The 16,859-nt window shown below is 71.3% G+C and carries 17 protein-coding genes; 14 read left to right on the top strand and 3 right to left on the bottom strand.

What is annotated here, in order from left to right:
- Positions 1-78: 78 nt before the first annotated feature.
- The 6 genes from ACIBQ1_RS53325 to ACIBQ1_RS53300 all read left to right on the top strand — a co-directional run bounded on the left by ACIBQ1_RS53325 (position 79) and on the right by ACIBQ1_RS53300 (position 5,268).
- A complete protein-coding gene (locus ACIBQ1_RS53325) occupies positions 79-1,113 on the top strand; it encodes an SIS domain-containing protein (protein ID WP_397290230.1) in 1,035 nt (344 codons plus the stop codon).
- 32 nt (positions 1,114-1,145) lie between these two features.
- Positions 1,146-1,382: a glucose PTS transporter subunit EIIB gene (locus ACIBQ1_RS53320; RefSeq protein WP_397290228.1), complete on the top strand. Its 237-nt coding sequence runs from the start codon at positions 1,146-1,148 to the stop codon at positions 1,380-1,382.
- A 10-nt stretch (positions 1,383-1,392) separates the two neighbouring features.
- Entirely contained in the window at positions 1,393-1,839 is a 447-nt protein-coding gene (locus tag ACIBQ1_RS53315; RefSeq protein ID WP_355371083.1) for a PTS glucose transporter subunit IIA, read from the top strand.
- A gap of 94 nt (positions 1,840-1,933) precedes the next feature.
- Positions 1,934-2,194: an HPr family phosphocarrier protein gene (locus tag ACIBQ1_RS53310; RefSeq protein WP_355371086.1), complete on the top strand. Its 261-nt coding sequence runs from the start codon at positions 1,934-1,936 to the stop codon at positions 2,192-2,194.
- A complete protein-coding gene (gene ptsP, locus ACIBQ1_RS53305) occupies positions 2,191-3,858 on the top strand; it encodes a phosphoenolpyruvate--protein phosphotransferase (protein ID WP_397290226.1) in 1,668 nt (555 codons plus the stop codon). Before ACIBQ1_RS53310 ends, ptsP begins: the two co-directional genes overlap by 4 nt.
- A gap of 72 nt (positions 3,859-3,930) precedes the next feature.
- On the top strand, positions 3,931-5,268 hold the full coding sequence (locus ACIBQ1_RS53300) for a glycoside hydrolase family 3 N-terminal domain-containing protein (RefSeq protein ID WP_397290225.1): 1,338 nt from the start codon (positions 3,931-3,933) through the stop codon (positions 5,266-5,268).
- Here ACIBQ1_RS53300 and ACIBQ1_RS53295 read toward each other — a convergent pair whose 3' ends face one another.
- Entirely contained in the window at positions 5,269-6,063 is a 795-nt protein-coding gene (locus tag ACIBQ1_RS53295; protein WP_397290223.1) for a F0F1 ATP synthase subunit A, read from the bottom strand.
- A 91-nt stretch (positions 6,064-6,154) separates the two neighbouring features.
- Between ACIBQ1_RS53295 and ACIBQ1_RS53290 the strand changes: the two genes are divergently transcribed.
- The 5 genes from ACIBQ1_RS53290 to ACIBQ1_RS53270 all read left to right on the top strand — a co-directional run bounded on the left by ACIBQ1_RS53290 (position 6,155) and on the right by ACIBQ1_RS53270 (position 9,551).
- A complete protein-coding gene (locus tag ACIBQ1_RS53290) occupies positions 6,155-6,835 on the top strand; it encodes an HAD family hydrolase (protein WP_397290221.1) in 681 nt (226 codons plus the stop codon).
- A gap of 97 nt (positions 6,836-6,932) precedes the next feature.
- Positions 6,933-7,442 (top strand): DUF6912 family protein, encoded by a 510-nt coding sequence (locus ACIBQ1_RS53285; RefSeq protein WP_397290219.1) that lies wholly within the window; start codon positions 6,933-6,935, stop codon positions 7,440-7,442.
- A gap of 99 nt (positions 7,443-7,541) precedes the next feature.
- Positions 7,542-7,988 carry a DUF2690 domain-containing protein gene (locus tag ACIBQ1_RS53280; RefSeq protein ID WP_397290217.1) on the top strand — a complete coding sequence of 149 codons (447 nt, stop codon included), beginning with the start codon at positions 7,542-7,544 and terminating at the stop codon, positions 7,986-7,988.
- A gap of 99 nt (positions 7,989-8,087) precedes the next feature.
- Positions 8,088-8,714: an HAD family hydrolase gene (locus ACIBQ1_RS53275; RefSeq protein ID WP_397290215.1), complete on the top strand. Its 627-nt coding sequence runs from the start codon at positions 8,088-8,090 to the stop codon at positions 8,712-8,714.
- Between the two features lie 132 nt (positions 8,715-8,846).
- Positions 8,847-9,551 (top strand): HAD family hydrolase, encoded by a 705-nt coding sequence (locus ACIBQ1_RS53270; RefSeq protein ID WP_397290213.1) that lies wholly within the window; start codon positions 8,847-8,849, stop codon positions 9,549-9,551.
- On the opposite strand, the gene ACIBQ1_RS53265 is transcribed toward ACIBQ1_RS53270, so the two are convergent.
- Complete coding sequence (locus ACIBQ1_RS53265; protein WP_397290211.1) at positions 9,548-11,131, bottom strand: penicillin-binding transpeptidase domain-containing protein; 1,584 nt, start codon at positions 11,129-11,131, stop codon at positions 9,548-9,550. The two genes, ACIBQ1_RS53270 and ACIBQ1_RS53265, sit on opposite strands and share 4 nt — an antisense overlap.
- Positions 11,132-11,218: 87 nt before the next feature.
- On the opposite strand from ACIBQ1_RS53265, the gene ACIBQ1_RS53260 reads away from it, so the two are divergent.
- The 3 genes from ACIBQ1_RS53260 to ACIBQ1_RS53250 are packed head-to-tail and all read left to right on the top strand — an operon-like array spanning position 11,219 to position 15,030.
- Entirely contained in the window at positions 11,219-12,151 is a 933-nt protein-coding gene (locus ACIBQ1_RS53260; protein ID WP_397290209.1) for a LysR family transcriptional regulator, read from the top strand.
- Positions 12,148-13,005: a serine hydrolase gene (locus ACIBQ1_RS53255; RefSeq protein ID WP_397290207.1), complete on the top strand. Its 858-nt coding sequence runs from the start codon at positions 12,148-12,150 to the stop codon at positions 13,003-13,005. The genes ACIBQ1_RS53260 and ACIBQ1_RS53255 overlap by 4 nt, the downstream gene beginning before the upstream one ends.
- 57 nt (positions 13,006-13,062) lie before the next feature.
- The gene (locus ACIBQ1_RS53250; protein ID WP_397290205.1) at positions 13,063-15,030 is read left to right on the top strand and encodes an acetoacetate--CoA ligase; all 1,968 of its coding nucleotides are present in this window, start codon (positions 13,063-13,065) and stop codon (positions 15,028-15,030) included.
- Here ACIBQ1_RS53250 and ACIBQ1_RS53245 read toward each other — a convergent pair.
- A complete protein-coding gene (locus ACIBQ1_RS53245) occupies positions 15,011-16,675 on the bottom strand; it encodes an alcohol dehydrogenase catalytic domain-containing protein (protein WP_397290203.1) in 1,665 nt (554 codons plus the stop codon). The two genes, ACIBQ1_RS53250 and ACIBQ1_RS53245, sit on opposite strands and share 20 nt — an antisense overlap.
- Positions 16,676-16,859: the final 184 nt, after the last annotated feature.

Below are 16,859 nucleotides of genomic sequence, written 5' to 3'. Positions count from 1 at the left end.
TGGTCTAGTCCGGACTAGACCACATGTCGCGAAAGACGGTCAAGTCCGCGTCGAAGTCGATCAAGGAAAGAGCCCGAGATGACCACGAAGATGCGCAGCGAGATCGCGGAGCAGCCGGCCGCGCTGCGGGCCACCCTGGACTCCCTGCTGCCGAGGGTCGGCGAGGTGAGAGCAGTGGGCGAGCAGGCTCGCCAGCTGCTGTTCATCGCGCGCGGCACCTCTGACAATGCTGCAGTTTATGGGCGATACCTGGTCGAATCACACGCGGGCCGTCTGTGCGCGCTGGCCGCGCCCTCCATCGCCACGACGTACAAGCGCAAGCTGGACCTGGACGGGGTGCTGGCGGTCGCCATCTCGCAGTCGGGTCGCACCGAGGAGATCGTCGAGACGCTGGCCTGGGCCAAGGACTGCGGCGCCAGGACCGTCGGCATCACGAACGGGGGCGCGGACAGCCCCCTCGCGCAGGCCGCCGACGTGGCCCTGTGCACGGTCGCCGGGGAGGAGAAGGCCGTTCCTGCGACCAAGACGTACACGACGCAGCTGGCGGCGCTGGCCGTGCTCGCGCTGGGGCTGGGCGCCGACGTGGACGCGGCGGAGCTGCGGCGGGTGCCCGACGCGGTGGAGAAGCTGATCAGCGATCCGGGCGACCTGGAGGCCGTGGTCGAGGGCCTGCTGGACAAGCCGGGCGTGGTCGTGTCCGGGCGCGGGCTGGCGTTCTCGACGGCCCTGGAGACGGCGCTGAAGCTCAAGGAGGCCTGCTACCTGCACGCCATGGGCCTGTCCTACGCCGACCTGCTGCACGGCCCCATCGCCGTGGTCGACGCCGACACCCCGGCGCTGCTGGTCGCCGCCGAGAACAGCCCGACCCTGCCCGGTACGGTCGCGCTGGCCGAGCGGGTGGTGGCCGCGGGCGCGGCGGCGTACACGATCGGCGGCGGCGACGCGCTCGCGCAGGCGGGCACGGCCGCGCTGAACGGCCCCGACCTGCCCGAATGGGTGGCGCCGATGGGGTTGATCGTGCCCGGGCAGCTTCTCACCGAGGCGCTGGCCCGCAGGCTCGGCATCGACCCCGACGCGCCGCGCGGGCTGAACAAGGTCACCCAGACCGACTGATTAGCCTGGTCACAAGAGCCTAGGGAGGGCCGATGGCGGCTGATGCGAACGCGATCATCGCCGGTTTGGGCGGGGCCGACAACATCATCGATATAGAGCCCTGCATCACCCGGTTGCGCACCGAGGTGCACGACGCGTCCAAGGTGGATCAGGCCGCCCTCAGGGCGGCGGGCGCGCACGGCGTGATGGCCGCGGGAAACGTGGTCCAGGTCGTCGTCGGGCCGGAGGCGGACACCATCGCCAGCGACATCGAGGACATCATCGGCTAAGGGCGAGATCATGACGACTGTTCTCGCCCCGGTCGAGGGGGCGGCTGTGGGGCTGGCCGCCGTGCCCGATCCGGTGTTCTCCGCCGGTCTGGTCGGGCCGGGGGCGGCGATCGACCCGCTGCGCGGGCCGGGGAAGGCCGTTGCCCCCATAGCTGGGAAAATCATGAAACTGCATCCGCATGCGTACGTCATCGTCGGAGACGACGGCAGAGGCGTGCTGGTGCACCTGGGCATCGACACGGTCCAGCTCAAAGGCCAGGGGTTCGAGCTCCTGGCCGCCGAGGGCGACCGGGTGAGCGCCGGGCAGCCCGTCGTGGCCTGGGACCCGGCGGTCGTCGAGGCGGGCGGCCGCTCGCCCGTCTGCCCGGTCGTCGCGCTCGACGCCCTCTCGGAGTCCGTGACCGAGGTCGCGGAGGGGGCAGTTCACGCAGGGGACGAGCTCTTCCGCTGGGAATAGCTCCGGAACGAGCGGGTTCGGGGAGACGGCAGAATGTACACGCGCCATCGCACGAGGGTCCAGCTGGTCTGGACCGGCACCAGAAGGAGGAGTAATGGGTGAGCGCAAGGTCACTGTGGCGGCCGAGGTAGGGCTGCACGCCCGCCCCGCCGCGACGTTCGTCCAGCGGGCGAAACAGGCCCCCATGGACATCACGGTGACGAAGTCCCACGGCAACGAGCAGGTCAACGGCAAGAGCATTCTCGCGATCATGGCCCTGGACGTGAAGCAGGGCGAGACCGTCGTGATCAGCGCGGAGGGTGAGGGGTCGGAGCAGATCCTCGACGAGCTGGCCGCGATCGCCGCGACGCCATGAACCTGCGGGGGGTTGGGGTCAGCCCGGGCATCGGGCACGGCCCCGCGTACGTTCTGACCGCCTCCGTGCCCGAACCCCCCGAGGGCGCCACCTACACCGGTGAGGCGGAGCAGGAGAAAGAGCGCGCGATGGCCGCGCTCACGCAGGTCGCGGGCGAGTTGGAGGCCCGGGGGAACCAGGCGGGCGGCGAGGCCGAGGAGATACTCAAGGCCCAGGCGCTGATGGCCGAGGATCCCGGGCTCGTCGTCAAGGTGCGAACGCTGATCGACCGCGGCCTGGCCGCCCCGAGGGCGGTTTTTGAGGCTTTCACGAAATATCGGGACGTGCTGGCCGGGTCCGGGGGCTACCTGGGCGAGCGGGCCGCCGACCTCGTCGACATCAGGGACCGCGTGATAGCGCTCCTCTACGGGCACGCCATGCAGGGGCTCCCGGTCGCTCCCGAGGAGCCGTACGTGCTGGTCGCCAGGGACCTCGCGCCCGCCGACACGGCGCTGCTGCGCAAGGAGGACATCGCCGCGTTCGTCACCCAGGAGGGCGGGCCCACCAGCCACACCGCGATCATGGCCAGGGCGATGGGCGTGCCCGCCGTCGTGGCCTGCCACGGCGCGCTGGACATCCCGCCGGGAGTCCGGGTGATGGCCGACGGCACGACGGGAGCCGTACGTGTCGAGCCGGCCGAGTCCGACGTGGCCGAGGCGGTCGGCGCGGACGCCGCGCGGCAGGCGGCGATCTCCGCGGCGAAGGGCCCCGGCAGGACCGCCGACGGGCACCCGGTCCCGCTGCTGGCCAACATCGGCGGCCCCGCGGACCTCGACGCCGCCCGCGGCGCGGGAGCCGAGGGGATCGGGCTCTACCGCACCGAGTTCCTCTTCCTCGACAGGGCCGAGCCGCCCTCCACCGAGGAGCAGCGGCGGGCCTATCGCGCGGCGCTGGAGGCGTTCCCCGGCGGCAAGGTGGTCGTGCGGACGCTGGACGCGGGCGCGGACAAGCCGCTGGCCTTCATGCCCGCGCCCGCCGAGCCGAACCCGGCGCTCGGGGAGCGGGGGCTGCGCAGGCTCCGGAGGTTCCCCGAGGTCATGGACGCGCAGCTTGCCGCGCTGGCGGCCGTCGCCGCCGAGGGGCTCCAGGTGATGGCGCCGATGGTGGCCACGGCCGAGGAGGCCGGTTGGTTCGCGCAGGAGTGCCGGGCCAGGGGCCTGACGAACGTGGGCGTGATGGTCGAGATCCCGTCGGCCGCGCTGCGTGCCCGCGAGTTGCTCGCCCGGGTGGACTTCGTCTCGATCGGCACCAACGACCTCGCCCAGTACGCCTACGCCGCGGACCGCCAGGTCGGCGCCGTGAGCGCGCTGCACGACCCGTGGCTGCCCGCGCTGCTGGACCTGGTCGCCATCACCGCGGCCGCCGCGGCGAAGATCGGCAAGCCGTGCGGCGTCTGCGGCGAGTCGGCCGCCGACCCGGCGCTGGCCTGCGTGCTCGTCGGGCTCGGGGTCTCCTCGTTGTCGATGGCCGCCGCGGCGCTGCCCGCCGTACGCGCCGTGCTGGCCGCGCACACGCTCGACCAGTGCCTGCGTGCCGCCGAGGCCGCGCGGGCGCAGACGACGGCGGCCCACGCGCGTGCGGCGGCCCGCGTGCACCTGCCCGGGCTCGCCCTGCTGGGGCTGTAGCCGGGTCCGCATCCGGCCAACCAGGTAAAGGGACGGTCTGCTGCGGGTCGTCAGATGGATACCTTTGGAGTCATGCTTCGACGGATCGGTACGGCAGGACTCCTCGCGATCGCTCTGACAGCCTGCGGCTCGGACGGCAGCCCGGCGGGTGCGACCCCGACCGGAGGAGGCAAGGCCGCACCGCCGCAGGCGGCGACCCTGCAGACGGCACCACAGACGGCACCACAGACGGCACCACAGACGGCGCCGCCGCAGAGCCCGCCGCAGGCGCGCCAGGACGCCGTCGGGCGCGCCCTGGCGAAGATGAGCGTCGAGGAGAAGGTCGGCCAGCTCTTCATGCCCGTCCTGTACGGCACCGCGGCCGACACGGTGTCGGGCGAGAACCAGGCCAGGTACGGCGCCCAGACCCCGGCCAAGGTGATCGCGAAATACCACCTCGGCGGCGTGATCCTCTTCCCGCAGAACATCAAGGGCATCGGCCAGGTCGTCGGCCTCACCAACGGCCTGCAACGCGCGTCCAAGGACGTGCCGCTGCTGATCGGCACCGACCAGGAGAACGGCCTGGTGGCCAGAATGTCCGCGATCATGACCGACTTCCCCGGGGCAGCCGAGCTCGGCGCGACCAAGGACCCCGACCGGGCGCGGGCCGTGGCCAGGGCCACCGGCGAGGAGCTGCGCGCGCTCGGCGTCAACCTCGACTTCGCCCCGGTCGCCGACGTGAACGTGAACCCGAAGAACCCGGTCATCGGCCGCCGGGCCTACGGCAACGACCCGGCGCGGGTGGCGAAGATGGTCGCGGGGGCGGTCAAGGGGTTCGGCGAGGCGAAGGTGGCCGCCAGCGCCAAGCACTTCCCCGGCCACGGCGACACCGACGTCGACAGCCACACCGGGCTGCCGGTGATCAAGCACACGAAGGCGGAGTGGGAGAAGATCGACGCGCCGCCGTTCAAAGCGGCCATCGGCGCGGGCGTGGACGCCGTGATGAGCGCCCACATCGTCTTCCCCAGGCTCGACCCGTCGGGCGACCCGGCCACGCTGTCCAAGCCCATCCTGACCGGCCTGCTCAGGCAGAAGCTCGGCTTCAAGGGCGTGATCTCCACCGACGCGCTCAACATGGAGGGCGTGCGCAAGAAGTACGCCGACGGGGAGATCGCGGTGCGCGCCGTGCTGGCCGGGGCCGACCTGCTGCTCATGCCGAACGACCTGCCGAAGGCGTACCAGGCGGTGGTGGCGGCGGTGCGGTCGGGCCGGATCTCGAAGGAGCGGCTCGACCAGTCCGTCACCCGGCTGCTCACGCTCAAGCAGGCCAAGGGCTACCTGCCCGAGGCCCCGGCCGCCGACGCGGGGAGGGCGGCCGGCGTGGTGCGCTCCGCGGCGCACCGCAAGCTGGCCGCCCAGGTCACGCGCTAGCTAGTGCGCGCCGCGCAGGCCGCCGGCGATGAACATCCCGGCCAGCATGGCGAACAGGAACGCCTGCAAGAACTGGATGAACATCTCGAACGCGGTCATCACGATCGTCATCAGCACGCCGACGACGCCGAGGCCTGCGCCCAGCGGGGTGAGCCGCTCGAACAGGAACCAGAAGCCCACCGAGCTGAAGAAGGCCACGAGGATGTGGCCGGCGAACATGTTCGCGAACAGCCGGACGAAGTGGGTGAACAGCGACGTGATGAACACCTCGGCCAGGATCATCGGGGCGTAGATCCCGTACGCCCAGCCGGGCAGGCCCGGGAGGTGCACGATGCCCCTCAGGTAGCCGCGCACGCCGTGGTGCCGGACGCCGAGGTAGACCTTGGTGCCGTACACGATGAGCGCCAGCACCAGGGGGAAGGCGATGTGCGCGGCGAGGGGGAACTGGACGAGCGGGATGATGCCCATCAGGTTCCAGAGGAGCACGGTCAGGAAGATCGTGAGGAGGAAGCCCATCCACCGGTCGGAGTCGGCGCCGAGGCTGGGGCGGGCGATGTGGTCGCGTACGAACATGTACGCGTACTCGCCGATGCTCTGCCAGCCGCGGGGGACGATCTTCGGCTTGGCGAACGCGGCCCAGCACAGGGCGATGGCGATGGCCGAGCTGAGCAGGGCGATGAGCACCGGTTTGGTGAACCATTCCGGGCCGCCGGGAAAGATCGGCGCGAATTCGAACAGTTCCAGTCCCGGGGCGGTCCATCGGTCGGGGGAGGTGATCAGGATCGTCGTCCGCACGGCGGTCCTTTCTGGGTAGCGACTATCGCTGGAAGCACACCCTAACCGGACATATCGGGCGACCCTTTTATGGGGTTTTAACGGTTTATATGTGTCGGTGACGTTCTACTCTGGAACGGTGCTTACGGGTGTGCTCATTGACTGGGGCGGCGTGCTGACGACCAGCCTCTCCGACGCCATCGCGCGCTGGATCGCGGCGGACAGGATCGACGGCGACCTCTACCGCCGGGTGATGCGGGGGCTGGTCGACCACGCCTACGGGAATGGCGACGGCGACGGCGAGAGCGTCGTCCACGCGCTGGAAAGGGGCGAGATCGACGGCTCCTCCTTCGAGCGCGACCTCGCCGCCCGGCTGCTGACCGTCGACGGCGTGCCGCCCGTGGCCGAAGGGCTGCTGAACCGGATGTTCGCGGGATTTGCCCGCGTTGACGCTATGTACGACATGCTCCGCGATGTGCGGAAAAATGGTGTCAAAACGTGTTTGGTATCTAACTCTTGGTCGAATGAGTATCCCCGGGCCGAGTGGGACGGGCTCTTCGACGCGGTCGTGATCTCCGGCGAGGTGGGCATGCGCAAGCCCGAGCCGCGCATCTACCGCCACGCGGTCGAGCTGATCGGTCTGACCTGCGAGGAGTGCGTGTTCATCGACGACATCGAGGCCAACATCCTGGCCGCCCGCGCGCTCGGCATCGCCGGCATTCATCACAAAGATGCCAACTCGACCATCGAGGAACTCGAGTCTCTCCTCCGTCTCACGCTGCGGCGGGCATGATAGAGCCCTTGCACGCTGAGACGGGCCCGCCGGACGCGGACGTCCGTCCCGGCACGCCGAGCTGAGCTCGGCCAGAAAGAAGCACGAAAGGTTCGTCATGCGCGTCTATCTGCCGTGCACTCTCCCGGCCCTGACCCAGGCGGTCGAGGCGGGAGAGCTGGGCCCGGCCCCGCTGACCGGCTACGCGGTGACCCCCGCGCTGACCGAGTGGTACGCCTCGGGTGACACCGAGGAGCTCGAATACGTGGCGCTCACCGAGGCGGCCCGTGCCTCGCTGCGGATGCTGGCCGCCGGCCGCGCCGACGGCGCCGAGATCGCGGCCCGGCGCGTGGTGGTCGCCGCCGAGGTGCCGGATCGCTCGGTCTCCGCCGGGGTCGATCTCGAGGAACGGGCGAGAGTGCGCCTCGCCGACCCGATCCCGCTGGCCAAGGTGGCCGCGGTGCACGTCGACGACCACGAGGCGACCGCCGACGTCGAGGCCGCGGTCGCCGCGCTGCCGGCCGCGGACGAGGGCGACGACGACGCCAGATTCACCGTGGACGGGGCCGAGGCGCACGAGCTCATGTGGTACGCGACACAGGAGATTCCTGACCTTCTGGGCACATAACGGAGGCGTTACATCGATCACACTTCCTTGACCGTTTCGAGCCGATCCTCGCTAGGGTCCCGATCTAGCAAGTGTTGTTTACGCAAGGAGTCGGTCCAAGTGAAGCTTCGAGTCGTGGCCACTGCCGTGGGCGCCATGGCAGCGGTCCTGCTGGCGGGCGGGCCCGCGAACGCGCAGGCCAAGCCGTACGACCACCAGGACCCGGCCAAGTCGGGCTGCTGGAACTCGGCCAAGGTGGTCCGGACGGCCCCCATCAAGGGCCGCGTCGACGGCGAGGTCGGGACGATCAAGCTCTGGTGGTCCTTCAAGTGCAAGACCAACTGGGTCGAGGTCCGGGTGCCGACCTCGGGGAGCGGCACCATCACCGTGACCGCGAAGGACGGCCGGTACGACCAGTTCCGCTACAAGAAGGGCAACAAGGGCCGGCACTGGGGCAACATGATCTGGGCCAACAACATGTGCGCCTGGGGCAGTGCCTCGGTCCAGTGGAACGGCGGCCGCGGCGGCCAGAACGGCGCCGGCACCACCGGCAAGGCCTGCAAGTAGGCTCTCCGGGCTCTCCGTAGGGGCCGTGGCCGGATGGTCGCGGCCCCTGCGTTGGGCGTTCATCGAAACGTCACACGTGCCGTCTAAGCTTGTCGCAACATGACAAAGCACATCATCTGGGATTGGAACGGCACGCTCTTCCACGACATCGAGGCCGTGGTCGGGGCCACCAACGCGGTCTTCAAGCCGTACGAGCTTCCCGAGGTGACCGTCGACGGCTTCCGCGCGGTCTACACCCGGCCCATCTGGGTCGCCTACGAGCGCCTGCTCGGCCGCCCCCTGACCGAGGGGGAGTGGGAGCTGCTCGACGAAGGGTTCCACGAGCACTACTTCCGGCTGAGCGACGCCTGCGCGCTGGCCGCCGACGCCGTGCTGGCCCTCACGAGCTGGACGGGCAGTCAGTCGCTCTGCTCGATGGCGCCACATGCGCACCTGGTGCCCATGGTCGACTCGTTCGGCATCACCCGGCACTTCACCCGGGTCGACGGGCTGCTGGGCACGACCGGCGGTGAGAAGGCCGCGCACATGGCGGCCCACATCCAGGCCATCGGGGTGGATCCCGGCGAGATCCTGGTGATCGGCGACAGCATGGACGACGGGTTCGCCGCGCGGCACGTGGGGGCCAAGGCGGTGCTGTACACGGGCGGGATGACGACCCGCGCCGACCTGGAGAGCACCGGGTTCCCCGTGGTCGACACGCTGTCGGACGCGCTGGATCACGCGTAGGGCCTTCATGCCCAAATCGCCGAGGCGTCGACCACGGGCATGGCGCCGGCCCTACCGTAACTGAACAGAACGGCGGCGCCCGCCGTACCCTATGCAGGGTCACCCCCCCAGGAGGCTGCCATCAACCGCCTTGTGCTGTGGAACATCGACCTGACGCTGGTCGACGTCGCCATCGTGACCAGGGACGCCTACGCGGAGGCGTTCCGCTTCGTCACCGGGCGACCGCTGGTCAAACTCGTGCCCCCGCTGGGGCGCCCCGACTCCGAGATCATCTTCGAGACGCTCGCCGTCAACGGCATCCTGGCCGAGGACGACCACCTGCCCAAGTTCCTGTCGGCGCTCGCCGTGGCCTTCGCCGACCGGCGCGGGCGGCTGGCCAAGGAGGGGCGGATGATGCAGGGGGCCAAGGACGCGCTGAAGTCGGTGTCCCGGCTCGACGGCGTGATCCAGACGGTGCTGACCGGGACCATCAAGAGCAACGCCGTGCACAAGCTCAAGGCGTTCGGGCTGGACAAGCACATCGACTTCACGCTGGGCGGGTACGGCGAGGAGGTCTACCCCAAGGCGACGCTGCTGCAGGTGGCGCAGTCGCGGGCCAAGGAACGCCTGGGCACGCCGTTCACCGCGGCCAACACGGTCGTGATCGGGGACTCCACGCGGGACGTCCAGGCCGCCAAGATCGGCGGCGCGGCGATGATCGGGGTCGCCTCGGGACGCTCCATGGCGGCCGAACTCCGCGAGGCGGGAGCCGACGTGGTGCTGCCCGACCTCTCCAACGCCTCCGAGGTCGTCGCGGCCGTGGCGGGCCTCACCTCCCCGGTCGGCCGCATCGCCTAGCCTTCGGCGCCCGGGTCCAGAGCGGCGAGGAAGCGGGCGGCGGCCGGGGCGGCCACGCCGGCGCCCGTGCCCGCGCCCTCGGCGATGACCGCGAAGGCCACGTCCCCCCGGTAGCCGATGAACCACGAGTGGGTCGGCGGCTCCTTGCCGGACCCGAACTCCGCGGTGCCCGTCTTGCCGGCCGTGCCCTTGGGGAACCGGACGGCGTGGGCGGTGCCGTCCGTCACCACGGCGGGCATCAGCTTGCGCAGGGCCGCCACCACGCCCTCCTCCAGCGGCCGGGGGTTGGTGGGCTGGGCGTCCGGGATCAGCTCCTCCTTGACGAGGGTCGGGGAGATCCAGGCGCCGGAGGCGATGGCGGCGGCGACCGAGGCCATGTTGAGCGGGCTGGCCAGGACGCGGCCCTGGCCGATGGCGGCGGAGGCGAGGTCCGTGTCGTCCTTCGGGTCCGGGAACTCGGCCCGTACGGCGGGCACGCCGGCGGTGATCGGGGTGCCGAAGCCGAAGCTGCGGGCCACCTGCGCCAGCCGCCCGCCGTTGAGCTGACGAACGCTCATCTCCCCGAACGTCGTGTTGCACGAATGCGCGAACGCGTCCTGGAACGACAGCCTGCCGAAGTCCTCGAAGTCGGCGTTGTGGAAGGGGAAGCCGCCGATGTTCTTCTCGGCGGGGCAGGTGACCTGGCGGGACGGCTCGACCCCGTCCGCGACCAGCGCGGAGGCCGTCACGACCTTGAACGTCGAACCGGGCGGATACTTGCCGAGCAGGGCCCGGTTGAAGCCACCTGGCTTGTTCACCACCGCGAGGATCTCGCCGGTCGAGGCACGCAGCGCCACCAGGGACGCCGGTTGCTTCACGCCCTCCAGGGCCTTGGCCCCGGCGCGGTGGACCTTCAGGTCGACGGTGGTCTGGAGCGGGCGGTAGCCGTCGGCGCGGACGACCGTCTGGATGGGTTCGTCCCCCTCGTAGAGGTCGATCCGGGAGCGGGCCGGCTTCTCGAATCGGTCGGGGAACGTCTGCTTGATGCCCTCCACGAGCTGCTGCACCGAGCCGGGCGCGTCCGGCGTGTTGATCGCGGTGCCGTCGGCGGCCAGGACCCGCAGCGGGTCGCCCTGCTGGGAGATGACGCGCAGCGAGCGGCCCGGTTTGAGCAGCGGGTGGATGGCGGCGGGCGTCCAGGCGACCTGCCACCTGCGGTCGCGCTCCACGAGCTTGAGCTGGCCGTTGTAGGTCCAGTCCTGCTGCCCGAGCAGCTTGGCCTGGAAGGAGACGACGTCGGTGGAGGACGCGAAGACCCCCGTCGGCCTGGGGCGGTGGAAGTCCGCCCCGGTGAGCTTGAGGTCGGCGCGGAAGCGGCGGTGCCAGGTCTCGAAGTCGGCGGGCGGGTCGGCCACCAGGGCGCGCATCCCCGCATAGTCCTGGGCGGACCAGGCCGTCAGGTATTTGTCGGCCGTCTCCTCCGGCGAGCCCTCCGTACGCAGCGCCCAGATGACGCCTCCCGCCGCCACGACCGGGACCAGGATCCCCGAAACGATCCACGGCCAGCGACGGCGCCGAATTTTCCCCGTTTGTGGTGCCATGGAGCAGAGGACACCAGAGAGGCAGCAGAGGTGTCCAATACTGGTATGGGCGGTTTATAGATATAAGTCTGGATATAGTGGCTGGTCGTGGACCTCGTCCGGCACCTTCGCTACTTCACCGTCGTCGCGGAGGAACTCCACTTCGGCAACGCCGCGATCCGGCTCGGCATGGCGCAGCCGCCGCTCAGCCAGCGCATCAAGCGCCTGGAGGAGGAGCTGGGCGTGCGGCTGTTCGACCGCTCGGCCCGCCAGGTGCGGCTCACCGAGGCGGGCCGGCTGCTCCTGGGCGAGGCCCGCGAGATCGTGGCCAGGGTGGACCGGCTGCACGAGTTGGCCAGGCAGGGCGAGGGCACGGTGCTCAAGGTGGGCGTCCCGCCCGACCTGGCCGCCGCCGCCATCGCCGCCCTGGTCGCGGGATTCCGCGAGACCAACCCCACCGTACGCCTCGCGCCCGCCGAGATCTGGACCGCCGACCAGGTGACGGCGCTGGCGGAGGGAACGATCGACGTCGGCCTCGTCCGCCACCCGGTCGCCGCGCCCGGCCTGCGCTTCGGTCAGCTGCTCGCGCAGGCGCAGGGCGTGCTGCTGGCCGAGGGCGACCCGCTCACCGGCGTGGGCGAGGTGCACCTGGCCGACCTGGCGGGGCGGGAGCTGCTGATGCCGCCCCAGGAGGGCGAACCGGGCCTGTACGCGGAGATGCTCTCGGAGTGCCGCCGCCACGGCTACGTCCCCGCGCAGGTGCACGAGGGCGCCGGGCTCGGGCTGGTCATGGCGGGTGCGGCGGTGGCGTTCGGGCCGAGGGCGGACCTCCCGGGGCTGGCCTGGCGGCCGCTGCTAGGCTCGCCGATCACGTGCCGGGTCTCCACCGCCTGGCGCCAGGCGGCGGCCGCCCCGATCGAAGAACTGGTCGGCGACTTCTCGGCCGTGGCCGTACGCACTCTGAAGGAGAGCGCCGGGATGACGGACGAGGGCGCGGTGTCCGTGCGGCGGATCAGCCGCAGGCCGGGGATGCTGGCATGAGGACTCCGGACTTCGACGCGCTGTTCCGCACGGCGGGCGTGCGGGGCTGGCTGTACGCGGCCGACATCGACTCGGGGCACGAGGTGGGACACCGGGCGGACGAGCCGGTGCCCACGGCGTCGATGTTCAAGGTGCCGCTGCTGGCGGCGCTCTGCAGGCAGGCCGACGCCGGGCTCCTGGACCTGTCCGAACGCGTGACGGTGACGGCACAGGACAGGGTCTCGGGGTCGACGGGGCTCTCGTCGATGCTCGACGACGTGACGATCTCGCTGCGCGACCTGGCGTACCTGATGATCGCGGTGAGCGACAACACCTCGGCCGACATGGTGCTGGGCCGGGTCGGGTTGGAGACGGTCAACAGCATGCTGGCCGGGTTCGGGCTGGACGGGACGCGGGTGACGCGGAGCGCTCGGGAGCTCCTCGGCAGCATGGGCGCCGACACCGGGCACGGGTGGCCGTTCGTGGATCCGGAGGACATCGCGCGGCTGAGCGCGCTCGACCCCGAGCGGACGAACCGGTCCACCCCGCGCGAGCTGGCCGAGCTGTTCGGGATGATCTGGCGGGACGAGGCGGCCTCTGCGGAGTCGTGCGCCTGGATGCGCGGCGTGCTCAACATGCAGGTGTGGCCGCACCGGCTGGCCTCCGGCTTCCCGTACGACGACGTCGCGGTCAGCGGCAAGACCGGCACGCTGCCCACGCTGCGCAGCGAGTCGGGGGTCGTCGAGTACCCCGACGGCCGGCGCTACGCCGTGGCCGTTTGCACCCGTTCGTTCAGCACCGCGCTCAACCAGCCGCGCGCCGACGCGGTGATCGGCACGGCGGCGCGTATGGCGGTGGACCACCTACGGCGGTAGCAAGTTATGTGGGAGGTCGGGTATGACTTTCCCGCGAACGGGCGACAGGATGGGCACATGGTTGTTGAGGGCGCGCTTCTCTGGGAGCCGAGCGAAGAGGTCGTGGCGAAGGCCAGGCTGACCCGGTACCTGGAGTGGCTGGGACGGCCGGGACCCTACGAGGACGTGTGGCGGTGGTCCGTCGACGATCCGGGCGAGTTCTGGACGTCCATCTGGGACTACTTCGACGTGGTCGGGGACCGGGGCGACGGGCCGGTGGTCTCCGGGACGATGCCGGACGTCACGTGGTTCGAGGGGAGCACGCTCAACTACGCCGAGAACGCGCTGCGCCACGCCGGGGGCACCGCCCTGGTGTTCGTGTCCGAGGACGGCGCCCGCCAGGAGCTGACCTGGGACGAGCTGCGCGAGGAGGTCGCCCGCGTCCGGGCGGGGCTGGCCCGGCTCGGCGTGCGGCGCGGCGACCGGGTGGCCGCCTACCTGCCGAGCATCCCGCAGGCCCTGATCGCCTTCCTGGCCACCGCCTCACTGGGCGCGATCTGGTCGGCCGGCTCGCCCGACTTCGGGGTGCCGAGCATCGTCGACAGGTTCAAGCAGATCGAGCCCAAGGTGCTCATCGCGGTCGACGGCTACCACTACAACGGGAAGACGTACGACCGCTCCGACGCCGTCAACGAGATCGCCGCCCAGCTGCCCACGCTGCGCGCGACCGTGTGGATCCCCTACCTGGCGGCGCTCGACGAGGGCAGTGCGCCCCAGCAGGCCGGGCCCGCCGAGGCGCACACCCGCGAGGTGCCGCACGGCGAGGTGATCGGCTGGGAGGGGCTGCGGGCCGAGGAGGGGCCGCTGGAGTTCGAGCGGGTGCCGTTCGGCCACCCGCTGTGGATCCTCTACTCCAGCGGCACGACCGGGCTGCCCAAGCCGATCGTGCACGGGCACGGCGGCGTGGTGCTGGAGCACCTCAAGTCCCTCGCCTTCCACCAGGACATCGGCGAAGGCGATGTGTTCTTCTGGTACACCACCACGGGCTGGATGATGTGGAACTACCTCATCGGCGCCCTGCTGGTGGGGGCCACGCCGGTGCTGTACGACGGCGCGGCCACCTATCCGTCGCCGGTCGCGCTGTGGCGGATCGCCGACTCCGAGAAGGTGACCTACTTCGGGGTCGGGGCGCCGTACATCATGGCCTCGCTGAAGGCCGGGATCCGCCTCGACGGGCTGGAGCGGCTGCGCGGCATCGGCTCGACCGGGTCGCCGCTGCCGCCCGAGGGATTCGGGTGGGTGGCCGCGGAGCTGCCCGGGGTCCCGCTGGGGTCGTTCTCCGGGGGCACGGACGTGTGCACGGGGTTCGTCGGGGCGACCGTGCTCCACCCGATCAGGGCGGGCGTCATCCCGTGCCGGTCGCTGGGGGCGAAGGTCGAGTCGTACGACTCCGCGGGCAAGCCGGTCATCGGCGAGGTGGGCGAGCTGGTGCTGACCGCGCCGATGCCGTCGATGCCGGTGCGGTTCTGGAACGACCCCGACGGCCGGCGCTACTTCGAGAGCTACTTCGACGTCTACCCCGGGGTGTGGCGGCACGGCGACTGGATCAAGATCAACGAGGACGGGAGCTGCGTGATCTACGGTCGCTCCGACTCGACGCTCAACCGGGGCGGCGTCCGGATGGGCACCAGCGAGTTCTACCGGGTCGTCGAGCGGTTCGACGAGATCGCCGACAGCCTCGTCATCGACACCGGGCAGCTCGGGCAGGAGGGGCGGCTGCTGCTGTACGTGACGCTCGCCGAGGGCGCGACGCTGACCGAGTCGCTGCAACGCGCCCTCTGCGACACCCTGCGCAAGGAGCTGTCGCCCCGGCACGTGCCCAACGAGATCCACGTCGTCCCGGGCATCCCCCGCACGCTCTCCGGCAAGAAGCTGGAGGTGCCCGTACGCAAGATCCTGCTGGGCACGCCCGTCGAGCAGGCGGCCAATCCCGACGCCATGGCCAACCCCGAGGTGCTGCGCCACTTCAGGCCGGAATCAGAATGATCTTGCCGCGGGTTCGGCCCTGCTCGGCCGCGTGGTGGACCTCGTGCAGCTCGGTCAGCGGGCGATCCGCGGCCACCTCGACGGCGAGCTCGCCCCGGTCGACGAGGGCGGCGAGCCCGGCCAGCTGAGCCGGGTCGTTGCGGGCCACGAAGTGGGTGCCGCCCTCGATCGGGGTGGCGATCGTGACCGTCCGCCGCCCGAGCCCGGCCAGGGCGGCGGCGTCCCCGTCGGGGAGCGCGGCCAGGTTCAGCACCACGTCCATGCCGCCGGGGAGCGGCGTGGTCGTGTAGTCGATCACCTCGTCGGCGCCGTACCGCGCGACCGCGGCCGCGCTGCGGGGGCTCGCCGTGGCGAACACGGTCGCGCCCGCGAGCTTGGCGAGCTGGACGGCGAACATGCCGACCCCGCCGCCCGCCCCGTTGATCAGCACCCGCTCGCCACGGGCGACGCGGGCGTGCTCGTGGACCGCCTGCCAGGCCGTGAGCCCGGCCACCGGGACGGCGGCCGCGTGGGTGAGCGGGATGCTCCGCGGCGCTTCGGCCAGGACGCTCGCGGGCACGGCCGCGTACTCCGCGGCGGCGCCGTCCACCAGCCCGAACACGCGGTCCCCCGGCTCCAGGCCCGTCACGCCCGCGCCGAGCGCGACGACCGTGCCCGAGACGTCCGCGCCGAGCGTGCACGGCAGGCTCACCGGGAGCACCTCGCGCAGCAGGCCCATGCGCAGGCCGACCTCCGACGGGTTGAACGAGGTGGCGGCCACCTCCAGGAGGACCTCTCCCGGGCCCGGGCGCGGCGTGGGGATCCGGTCGTAGCGGATCTCGGCCCCGTATTCGTGGATGCGGGCGGCACGCATGGTCTCGGGCGGCTCGCCGGGAACGCGGAACTCCGCGGCGTGCTCGGCCACCCACGAGCCGAACGTGCGGGGCGCGGTCTTCGTGATCTCCTCGACCGTCCGCGTGACGGGGGCCGGGTGGCTGACCAGGTCCGCCTGGGCCTGGAGCACGCCGTCCACCACCGGCGCGGGCCAGCCCCCGGCCAGCAGCTCCGCGCGGGTCCGGTCGGGCGGGACCTCCTCCCAGTGCGCCGGAAATTTCGTGATCTGGGAAATGAGGTGGACCTGGTCGGCCTGGCTGATCGACTCCGGGCCGGTCAGGTCATAGACGGCGCCGTGGTGACCCTCTTCCAGCAGCGCCCGTGCCGCCACCTCCGCGAGGTCCCGTTCGTGCACCACGGGCATGGCGGCCCGGCCGTACGAGCCGCGCACCACGCCTGCCCGCACCTGCGCGGCCCACCGCAGCGCGTTGGCCGCGAAGGCGTGCGGGCGCAGGATCGTCCACTCCAGCCCCGACTTCTCGATCAGCCGCTCGACCTCGCGTTCGTGGTCGCGTACCGCGGCGGAGGATAGGTAGACCACGCGGCGCGCCCGGCCCGCGATCGCGTCGACCACCGCCCGCGCCCCCTCCGCCGTGGCGAAGGGCCACACCAGGAACACCGACTCCACTCCGTCGAGCGGCAGCGACCCGGGGTCCGCCAGATCGCCCTGGGCCCTGCCGAACGGCCTGACCTCGGCCCCCATTTCCGTCAACCGCGCCGCCACCTGTCCGCCGACCGTGCCGGTCGCGCCCGTGACCATCACCGTTCTCATGCAGGCCACCGTAGGGGGCGGCGGCGAGACAACCAATGCGTCATCCATGCAGATTTCATACGCGATCGTCCTCCCGTAAGCTGCCTGCGTGTTGCGTCCTGGAAGCTGGTCCAGGCCTGCGGGTGAAAGTCCCGTCCGGGTAAGCATCGGAGCGCCCGGTAGCAGGCCCCGGCCCGTCATGGAG

It is taken from the genome of Nonomuraea sp. NPDC050153 (assembly GCF_044460125.1).
Classification (GTDB): domain Bacteria; phylum Actinomycetota; class Actinomycetes; order Streptosporangiales; family Streptosporangiaceae; genus Nonomuraea.
Note: the sequence above shows the minus strand (reverse complement) of the source record. Positions and strands in the feature narration are given on the sequence as shown.